This window comes from Cellulomonas sp. APG4, assembly GCF_009996735.1.
GTDB lineage: Bacteria > Actinomycetota > Actinomycetes > Actinomycetales > Cellulomonadaceae > Actinotalea.
The window spans coordinates 1-8,513 of the sequence record NZ_JAACYI010000001.1 but is presented as its reverse complement, the minus strand read 5'-3'; the positions used below and the strand labels follow the sequence as shown (position 1 = coordinate 8,513).

Annotated in this window: 9 protein-coding genes and 1 pseudogene; 7 read left to right on the top strand and 3 right to left on the bottom strand. The window is 74.5% G+C overall.

Annotated features, from left to right (window positions below):
• The coding region (locus tag GXB85_RS00050) for a glycosyl hydrolase family 18 protein (protein WP_237727846.1) at positions 1–1,368 on the top strand (1,368 nt) is incomplete at its 5' end.
• A 78-nt stretch (positions 1,369–1,446) separates the two neighbouring features.
• Positions 1,447–2,640 (top strand): ROK family transcriptional regulator, encoded by a 1,194-nt coding sequence (locus GXB85_RS00045; protein WP_237727845.1) that lies wholly within the window; start codon positions 1,447–1,449, stop codon positions 2,638–2,640.
• Between the two features lie 97 nt (positions 2,641–2,737).
• On the opposite strand, the gene GXB85_RS00040 is transcribed toward GXB85_RS00045, so the two are convergent.
• Positions 2,738–3,205 carry an isoprenylcysteine carboxylmethyltransferase family protein gene (locus tag GXB85_RS00040; RefSeq protein WP_161915620.1) on the bottom strand — a complete coding sequence of 156 codons (468 nt, stop codon included), beginning with the start codon at positions 3,203–3,205 and terminating at the stop codon, positions 2,738–2,740.
• Between the two features lie 95 nt (positions 3,206–3,300).
• On the opposite strand from GXB85_RS00040, the gene GXB85_RS00035 reads away from it, so the two are divergent.
• Positions 3,301–3,570 (top strand): Rho termination factor N-terminal domain-containing protein, encoded by a 270-nt coding sequence (locus GXB85_RS00035; protein WP_161915619.1) that lies wholly within the window; start codon positions 3,301–3,303, stop codon positions 3,568–3,570.
• Between the two features lie 88 nt (positions 3,571–3,658).
• Here the strand turns inward: GXB85_RS00035 and GXB85_RS00030 are convergent, their stop codons facing one another.
• Positions 3,659–3,988 carry a metalloregulator ArsR/SmtB family transcription factor gene (locus GXB85_RS00030; RefSeq protein ID WP_202627415.1) on the bottom strand — a complete coding sequence of 110 codons (330 nt, stop codon included), beginning with the start codon at positions 3,986–3,988 and terminating at the stop codon, positions 3,659–3,661.
• Between the two features lie 391 nt (positions 3,989–4,379).
• Here GXB85_RS00030 and GXB85_RS00025 point away from each other — a divergent pair, with 391 nt between their 5' ends.
• Positions 4,380–4,985 carry a winged helix-turn-helix domain-containing protein gene (locus GXB85_RS00025; protein ID WP_161915618.1) on the top strand — a complete coding sequence of 202 codons (606 nt, stop codon included), beginning with the start codon at positions 4,380–4,382 and terminating at the stop codon, positions 4,983–4,985.
• Complete coding sequence (locus GXB85_RS00020) at positions 4,982–5,221, top strand: hypothetical protein (RefSeq protein ID WP_161915617.1); 240 nt, start codon at positions 4,982–4,984, stop codon at positions 5,219–5,221. The genes GXB85_RS00025 and GXB85_RS00020 overlap by 4 nt, the downstream gene beginning before the upstream one ends.
• 11 nt (positions 5,222–5,232) lie before the next feature.
• Here the strand turns inward: GXB85_RS00020 and GXB85_RS00015 are convergent, their stop codons facing one another.
• Complete coding sequence (locus tag GXB85_RS00015) at positions 5,233–5,925, bottom strand: histidine phosphatase family protein (protein ID WP_161915616.1); 693 nt, start codon at positions 5,923–5,925, stop codon at positions 5,233–5,235.
• A 158-nt stretch (positions 5,926–6,083) separates the two neighbouring features.
• Here GXB85_RS00015 and GXB85_RS00010 point away from each other — a divergent pair, with 158 nt between their 5' ends.
• Complete coding sequence (locus tag GXB85_RS00010) at positions 6,084–7,223, top strand: hypothetical protein (protein ID WP_202627393.1); 1,140 nt, start codon at positions 6,084–6,086, stop codon at positions 7,221–7,223.
• Positions 7,220–8,513 (top strand): annotated as a pseudogene (locus GXB85_RS00005) (copper oxidase); the annotation flags it as partial. The gene GXB85_RS00010 and the pseudogene GXB85_RS00005, both read left to right, overlap by 4 nt.

Sequence of the window (8,513 nt, the reverse complement as noted above, 5' to 3'; positions counted from 1 at the left end):
GCGTGCACGTACGACGCGTGGTCGGCCGGGGCGGTCTACAACGGCGGGGCGAAGGTCTCGCACGGTGGCCGGCACTGGGAGGCGCGCTGGTGGACCCAGGGCGAGACGCCGAGCACGGGCGGTTCGGGGGTGTGGAAGGACCTGGGTGCGTGCGCCACGGACCCGACCGACCCCACGGACCCCACGGACCCGACCGACCCCACGGACCCGACCGACCCGACCGACCCGACGGATCCCACGGACCCGCCGGCCGAGCCGGGTGACTACGTCGTCGGCTACTTCACCAACTGGGGTGTCTACGGCCGCAACTACCACGTGAAGAACATCGAGACCTCGGGCTCGGCCGACAAGCTGACCCACATCATGTACGCGTTCGGGAACGTCCAGAACGGTCGGTGCACCATCGGTGACGCCTACGCCGACCACGACAAGGCCTACACGGCCGCCGAGTCGGTCGACGGCGTCGCGGACACGTGGGACCAGGACCTGCGCGGCAACTTCAACCAGCTGCGCAAGCTCAAGGCGATGCACCCCGGCCTGAAGGTCGTCTGGTCGTTCGGCGGCTGGACGTGGTCGGGTGGCTTCGGACAGGCAGCGCAGAACCCGCAGGCGTTCGCGGAGTCCTGCCGCGACCTGGTGGAGGACCCGCGCTGGGCCGACGTCTTCGACGGGATCGACATCGACTGGGAGTACCCCAACGCGTGCGGCGCCACGTGCGACACGAGCGGTCGCGACGCCTTCCCGCGGCTCATGGGGGCCCTGCGGTCCGAGTTCGGCGACGACCTGGTGACGGCGGCCATCACGGCCGACGGGACCAGCGGCGGCAAGATCGACGCGGCCGACTACGCCGGCGCGGCGCAGCATGTCGACTTCTACATGCCGATGACGTACGACTTCTTCGGGGCGTGGGACCGCCAGGGGCCGACGGCGCCGCACTCGCCGCTGACGTCCTACAGCGGGATCCCGAAGCAGGGCTTCGACGCGACCACGACCATCGCCAAGCTGCGTGGTCTCGGCATCCCCTCGGACAAGCTGCTCCTCGGCATCGGGTTCTACGGGCGTGGCTGGAGCGGCGTCACCCAGGCGGCGCCGGGAGGCACCGCGACGGGTGCGGCGCCGGGCACGTACGAGGCGGGGATCGAGGACTACAAGGTCCTCAAGAACGACTGCCCCGCGACCGGCACGGTGGCCGGCACCGCGTACGCGCACTGCGGCACGGAGTGGTGGAGCTACGACACCCCGGCCACCATCGCGGGGAAGATGGACTACGCCCAGCAGCAGGGCCTCGCGGGCTCGTTCTTCTGGGAGCTCTCGGGTGACACCGCCCAGGGCGAGCTGATCACCGCCATCAGCGCCGGTCTCGGCTGACGCAGGACCACGGGGCCCGGGGAGCGACACCGCTCCCCGGGCCCCGTGGCGTACGTGCGCGACGACGGTCCGGACGACTTGACGCCCCTGGATAAGAAAGATGTACTAACAAACGTGGCGACGGCGCGGATCCTGAGACCGACCAGCAAGGTCCTTCCCGAGGACGGCCGGGCGCACAACCGGGCGATGCTGCTCCAGCACCTGTTCCACGCGGGCCCCACCTCGCGCGCGCAGCTCGCCCGCGCGACCGGCCTCACGCGCGTGACGGTCTCGGACCTCGTCAACGACCTGCGGGCCGAGGGTCTCGTGGCCGAGCTCGACGCCGAGCCCGAGGGCAGGGTCGGCAAGCCCGCGGCCCGGCTGCGCCTGCGCACGGACGCGTTCCAGATCGTCGCGATCGACCTCACCGACGCCGCCCACCTCCACGGCGCCGTCGTCGACCTCGAAGGCACGCCGGTGCACCGCCTCGTCTCGCCGGTCGAGGACCGGCAGGGCGCGGCCGCGCTCGCCGCGGTCACGGATCTCGCTCGCGCCCTCGTCGCGAAGGCCGACAAGCCCCTGCTCGGCGTGGGCATCGGTTCCCCTGGCGTGGTCGACGACGACGGCACGATCGTCGAGGCTCCCAACCGCGGCTGGTTCGACGTGCCCCTCGCACGCGAGCTCTCGACGGCGCTGTCGCTGCCCGTGCACGTGGCCAACGACGCCGACGCCGCGGTGCTCGGGGAGTTCACCTACGGCGGCGCGTCGGTCGACGGCGTGCTCGTGGTGCGGGTGGGCCAGGGCGTGGGCGCAGGGATCGTGCTCGACGGCTCGCTCGTCCAGGGGCGCGGCCACGCGGCGGGTGAGCTGGGCCACGTGACCGTGGTGGACGACCGCGACGACGTCGACGGCGCGCCCCTCGGCCGGGCCGAGCGGTGCGCGTGCGGACGCCTCGGCTGCCTCGAGACGGTCCTGGCGCTCCCCGCGGTGCGCCGACGGGTCGCCGGCCTGGACGCCGCGCAGTCCGAGACCGTGCTCGGGGCGATCGGGCGACGGCTCGGCATCTGCCTCGCGCCCGTGGTCGCGGCGCTCAACCTCTCGGAGATCATCCTCGCGGGCCCTGCCGATCTGCTCGGGGGAGCGGTGTGCGACGAGGCGCTGCGCGCGATCGAGGAGCGCACCATGCCCGTGACGAGCCGCGGGCTCAAGATGCGCATGACCGGGCTGGGCGAGGACGGCACGCTGCTCGGGGCTGCGGTGCTCGTGCTCTCGGGTGAGCTCGGCTTCAGCTGAGCCTGCGCCGGCTGAGCTGCGTCAGTCGAGCTGCCTCAGCTGAGGCTGTTTCGGCCTTGCCCGTTCTCAGCCCTGCCCGTTCTCAGGCGTGCCGGCTTCAGGCGTGCGCGGTGCGGGTGCGCCCGGGCAGCGGCCAGAAGCGTGGGGTGCGGGCGACGTAGGCGCGGTACGGGTCGCCGAACCGCGCCTCGAGGTGACGCTCCTCGTGCCGCACCTTGAGCTGCAGCACGGCGGTCAGGGTGACCCAGGCCACCACGGGCTCGGGGCGCCGCCGCAGCAGCGCCCACCCGGCGCCCGCCAGCAGCAGACCCGCGTAGATCGGGTTGCGGCTGCGCGCGTAGACGCCGTCCTGCAGCAAGGACAGGTCGCGCGGGGGAGCGACGTGCGGCGTGAGGCGCGTGCCGTGGGGCAACGCACCGGCGACGGCGAGCGCCGCGCCGGCCGCCGTCGCGGGTGCTGCGACGCCGACGACGGCGCGCGGCAGCCGCCAGCGCGCTCGGCCGGGCCACAGCAGCCCCGCGAGGGCCGCGGCCTGGGCCGTGACGAGCCGGCTCGACGTGTCCATGGCGCCACGGTGCCACCGGATGCGGATCCGCGCAGGCCTGCGCACCCTGGAGGAGGTCGCCGGTCCGGCGGCCTGCGGACGACCGAGGAGGAGCCATGCCTCAGCGTGACCCGGGACCCAGCGTCAAGGACGACGAGCTCTACGAGAAGCTCCGAGACGAGGGCAACTCCAAGGAGAAGTCGGCGCGCATCGCGAACGCGGCGGCCAACAGCTCGCGCAGCGAGGTCGGCAGCAAGGGTGGGCAGTCCGGCTCGTACGAGGACTGGACGGTCGACGAGCTGCACGAGCGTGCCGCCGAGCTCGACATCCAGGGCCGCTCGTCGATGACCAAGGACGAGCTGATCGACGCCCTGCGCTCGCACTGACGCACGACGGCGCGCTCAGCGCTCGGTGAGCGTTGCGCGCTCAGCGTCCTGTGCTCACTGCGCACTCAGCCCCCGGTGAGCACCGCGCTCAGTGCCCGGTGAGCACCCGGGCGACGTCGTCGAGCGCGCCCGGGACGAGCGCGTAGTACGCCCACACGCCGCGCTTCTCGCGCGTGAGCAGGCCCGCGTCCACGAGGGTCTTGAGGTGGTGAGACACCGTGGGCTGCGAGAGCCCGAGCGGCTCCGTCAGGTCGCACGCGCAGGCCTCGCCCCCTGCCCGCGTGCCGATCAGCGAGAGCAGCCGGAGCCGCGCCGGGTCGGCGATGGCCTTGAGCACGACGGCGAACGTGGCCGCCTCGGTCGCGCCGAGCGGCTCGCGCTGCAGCGGGGCGCAGCAGGCCACGGTCGCCAGCGGCAGGGCGCCGTCGTCCTGGGTGACGGCGACCCCAGGAGAGGCGGGGCGGACGGTCAGCTCGAGGTCGGTGCTCACACCCTCATCGTGGCCCACACATCGACAGATGTCGATGTGAAGGAGGGCAACGACGGGCGCGGGAGCGGCGAAGTGAGTCGGAATCGGAGTGTCCGGCCCGGTGCGGAGCGCTCCCGTCCCGTGTGGAGCGTTCCTGGCAGCTGTGGAGCAGATCCGGTGCCGACACGCCGGTGGCGGGCACGGAATCGCTCCACACCCGGGCTGGTCCTCGGGGCTCCCGGCGCACAGCTAGCCGTCGAAGCGGCGGCCGCCCCGCCATCGCAAAAAGTCTTGCGAAAGACCTCTTGCTAAAGAGTTCTTTCGCATCTACTCTCGTGACATGACCACGAACGACGAGCGTCCCGCGGGCCTCCACGTCACCGACCCGGACCGCATCCGCGCCCTCGCGCACCCGCTCCGGCTCGAGCTCCTCGAGTACCTCGAGGACGTGGGCCAGGCGACGGCCACCGACTGTGCCGCGCACACCGGCGAGAGTGTCGCCAACTGCTCGTTCCACCTGCGTACGCTCGCCAAGGCCGGGTTCATCGAGCCCGCCGCCCAGCGCGGGCGCGAGAAGCCGTGGCGGCCCACCGCGACCCAGCGGCGCATGGACGTGGACGGTGACGACCCGTCGTCGATCCATGCCGTGCGGGAGCTCGTGGGCCTCTCGCTGCTGCGCGAGGCCGAGCGGTTCCGCCAGTTCCTCGCGACGCACGACACCCGGCCCGCGGGCTGGGAGGACACCGTCGCCCTCAACTCGGCCCGCTTCTGGGCCACCGCCGACGAGATGCGTGAGCTCGTCGCGGCGATCACCACGCTCACCGACAGGTTCGCCGGCCGCAGCGAGGACCCGAGCCTCCGACCCGAGGGGGCGCGCCCCGGGCGCCTCGTCGCCATGGTCAACCCCGACAGCTTCCCCGGGGACGAAGGGGACGAGCAGCCATGACCACCATCCACGTCGACACCCGCACCTTCCACCTGCGCCTGCCCGCCCTCGTGCTCGGCCGGCTCGGCACCGCGATCGTGCTGCAGGTCACCGAGCAGGTCGAGCTGCGGGTCGAGCGGCGCACCCCGCGTCGCGCGGCTCTCGACGCGTCCCGACGCGCGCTGGACGCGCAGGTCGCGAGCGAGCTCGACGCGCACCGCACGCACGCCGTCGCGCAGCGCCTGGGCGGGCTGTAGGGCACGGCCGCTCAGCCGACGGCGACCACCCGGTCCGCGGCGGCAGGCTCGTCGGCCGGTGCGACGGGCGTCGGGAGGGTCATCGGCCGCGCGGCCACGTGCCCCTGCTGTGCGACGTCGTGCGCGAGCTCGACGATGCGCGCGCCGCCGTCGGGCTCCACCTCGACGGTCGTGACCGAGGCGTTGGGCAGGGGGACGAGCCCCACCGGGGCGATCGTCGCGAGGTAGGCGCCGAGCGCGAGCCCGTGGCCCACCACGAGCACGTGCCCCTCGGGGTGCTCGGCCGTGATCCGCGCGAACGCGCGCCGCGTGCGGCCCATGAACTCGGCACCGGACTCGCCGCGCGGCAGTCCCGGGTGACGCTCCTCGAGCACCGCGCGCACCAGCTCGCCCCACGGGGCGACCTCCTCGAGCGCGTGCTCCGGACGGCGCTCGTAGACACCGAACGCGTACTCGCGCAGGTCGGGCTCGGTGCGCAGGCGCAGGTCCGGGTGGTGCCGCAGGATCTCGACGGCGGTGGTCACGGCGCGGCCCGACGGCGAGGCCCAGGCGGCCGTGAAGGGGTGCGCGGCGAGGTGCCGGGCCGTGGTGCGCACGCCCTCGCGGCCGTCGCGCGTGAGCGGTGAGTCCGTGCGGCCCTGCAGCACGCGACGCGCGTTGAAGTGGGTGCGCCCGTGGCGCACGAGGGTCAGGGTGAGGGTCATCGGTGCCCTTTCGTGGTCGTGGTCGCGCCCGACGCTAGGCCGCCCGGGTGTCGGTGCCGTGACGTCCCGCCGTCGGGAGGGTGGCCGTCGTCGGGACGTTGCGCACCGGAGGGACCTTGGTCCTGGACCTGCCGCGTGGATTTTTCTACGTTGAGGGCGTGAAAACCCTGCCCCGCGCCGCCCTGCTGCTGCCGGGCGGCCTCGCGCTGCTCGCGGGGCTCGACGCCGCGCTGCTGCTGCTCGGCCTGCCTGCGCCGGTGACCACCGAGCGGCTGCCCCAGCTGCACGGTGGACTGCTGGTGCTCGGGTTCCTCGGCACGGTGATCGCACTCGAGCGCGCCGTCGCCCTGCGCGCGACCTGGGCGTTCACCGCGCCCGCCGCCCTCGGGCTGGGCGCCCTCGTCACCCTGACGTCCGCACCGCTCGCCGTCGGGCGCGGCATGCTCGTGGCCGGGACGGTGGGCCTCGTCGCCGTCTACGCCGCCCTGTGGCGGCGCCAGGGTTCCGAGGCCCTCGGCCTCCAGGTGCTGGGTGCCGTGCTCGCCGTCGGCGGCGCGTCGCTCTGGGCCGCCGACGTCCCCGTGCCCACCGTGCTCGCCTGGTTCGCAGGCTTCGTCGTCCTGACCATCGCCGGCGAACGCCTCGAGCTCGCGCGCATCGCGATCCCCGAGGGCGCCGAGCGCCTGCTCGGCGTGCTCGGCCGCCTCCTGCTGCTGGCCGTCCCCGCGAGCACGCTCTGGCCGACGGCGGGGCACGTCGCCCTCGGCCTCGTGCTGCTCGCGCTGGTCGGCACCCTGCTGGTGCACGACGTCGCGCGCCGCACCGTGCGCGCGGCCGGCCTGCCGCGCTACTCGGCGTGGTGCCTGCTCGCGGGCTACGCGTGGCTCGCGGTCGCGGGCGCCGTCTGGGCGGCCCAGGGGCGCGTCGACGGCGGGACCGCGTACGACGCCGTCGTGCACGCCGTCTTCCTCGGCTTCACGATCTCGATGATCATGGCGCACGCGCCCGTGATCCTGCCCGCGGTGCTCGGTCGTCCGCTGCCGTACCATCCCCACCTCTACGTGCCCGTCGCGCTGCTGCACGCCTCGCTCGTCCTGCGCCTGGGCGTCGGTGACCTGCACGGTCAGCCGTGGGCGGTGCGGGCCGGCGGTGTGCTGGGCATCGTCGCCCTGCTGGTATTCCTGGGGATGGTCGTGACCGGCCTGGTGCGCGGGGACCGCGGCAGGGCTTCGTCGTCCGCCCGCAGGACAGCGCTCGCGCACGCGGCCACGGAGCTCGAGGAGGTGGCCGCGCGATGAGGACCAGGTGGCACCTGCGGGTGCACGTGCTCGTGCTGGGCTGGGTGCTCGCGGCCGCCGTCGTCGCGATCGCCCACCGGGCGGTGCCGCAGGCACCGTGGCTGATGGTGCACCTGCTCATGCTCGGGGCGGTGAGCACCGCGATCCTCATCTGGTCCGCCCACTTCGCCGAGGCCGTGCGCCGCGCGCCGCTGCCGGGTGGGCACGCCGGGCAGGCGGTGCGGCTCGCGCTGCACACCGTCGGGGCGTCGGCGGTGGTCTCCGGGTTGCTGGCCGAGGTGTGGCCGGCCGTGCTCGCGGGCGCCGTCCTGGTCGGTGCGAACGGGCTGTGGCACGCCGCCGTGCTGCTCACCCAGGGCCGGGGCGCGCTGGGCGTGCGCCTCGGCTGGACCGCCTGGTACTTCGTGGTCGCGGCGCTGCTGCTGCCCGTGGGTGCGGGGCTCGGCGCCCTCCTCGCACGGGCGGACGCCGCGGGCCCGACGGCGGCCCGGGCGTACGTCGCGCACGTCGTCGTGATGATCCTGGGCTGGGTGGGGCTGACGGTCGTCGGCACCATGGTCACGCTGTGGCCGACCATGCTGCGCGTGCAGCTCGCGGACGACGCGCGCACTGCCGCCCAGCAGGGCCTGGCCGTGCTGGGTGCGGGGCTCGCCCTGGTGCTCGCGGGCGCCGCGACGGGCCTGCGGCCGCTCGCCGTCGCCGGGCTCGTGGTGCACCTCGCGGGGCTGCTGCGGGCGACGAGTCCGCTGCTCGCCGAGGCCCGGCGGCGCGTGCCCGACACCTTCGCGGCGCGCTCGGTGGGCATGGCGTGGCTCTGGCTCCTGGCGACGGTGGTGATCTGGACGGTCGCCGTGGCCGGGGCCGACGGCTGGGCGGGGGCGCAGGCGCGCCTCTCGGCCCTGATCGGCCCGCCCGTGGTGGGCTTCGCGGCCCAGGTGCTGCTCGGGTCGCTGAGCCACCTGGGGCCGATGGTGCTGGGCGGCGGGCCCTCGGCGGTCCGGGCCGCACGCGCCGTCGTCGGCCGCGGCGGGACGGCACGTCTGCTGCTGCTCAACGTGGGTCTCGTCGTGTTCCTGCTGCCCGCACCGAGCCTCGTGCGCGTGGGGGTCTCGATGCTGGTGCTCGGGGCGCTGCTCGCGGCACCCGTGCTGCTGGTCGTCGCGGCCGTGCGTGCGCGGCGGGCTGCGCGGGCGGACGTGGACGGTGCCGCGCGTGCTGTCGTGACCGGACCGCCCCCGCTCGTGGCGACGCCGACGCGACCGCGCGGCCCGGGGCTCGCTGCGCTCGCGG

Coding starts and splice junctions, on each gene's coding strand:
- GXB85_RS00040 (WP_161915620.1), bottom strand. CDS start 3,205: ATGGACACGTCGAGCCGGCTCGTCACGGCCCAGGCCGCGGCCCTCGCG.
- GXB85_RS00035 (WP_161915619.1), top strand. CDS start 3,301: ATGCCTCAGCGTGACCCGGGACCCAGCGTCAAGGACGACGAGCTCTAC.
- GXB85_RS00025 (WP_161915618.1), top strand. CDS start 4,380: ATGACCACGAACGACGAGCGTCCCGCGGGCCTCCACGTCACCGACCCG.
- GXB85_RS00020 (WP_161915617.1), top strand. CDS start 4,982: ATGACCACCATCCACGTCGACACCCGCACCTTCCACCTGCGCCTGCCC.
- GXB85_RS00015 (WP_161915616.1), bottom strand. CDS start 5,925: ATGACCCTCACCCTGACCCTCGTGCGCCACGGGCGCACCCACTTCAAC.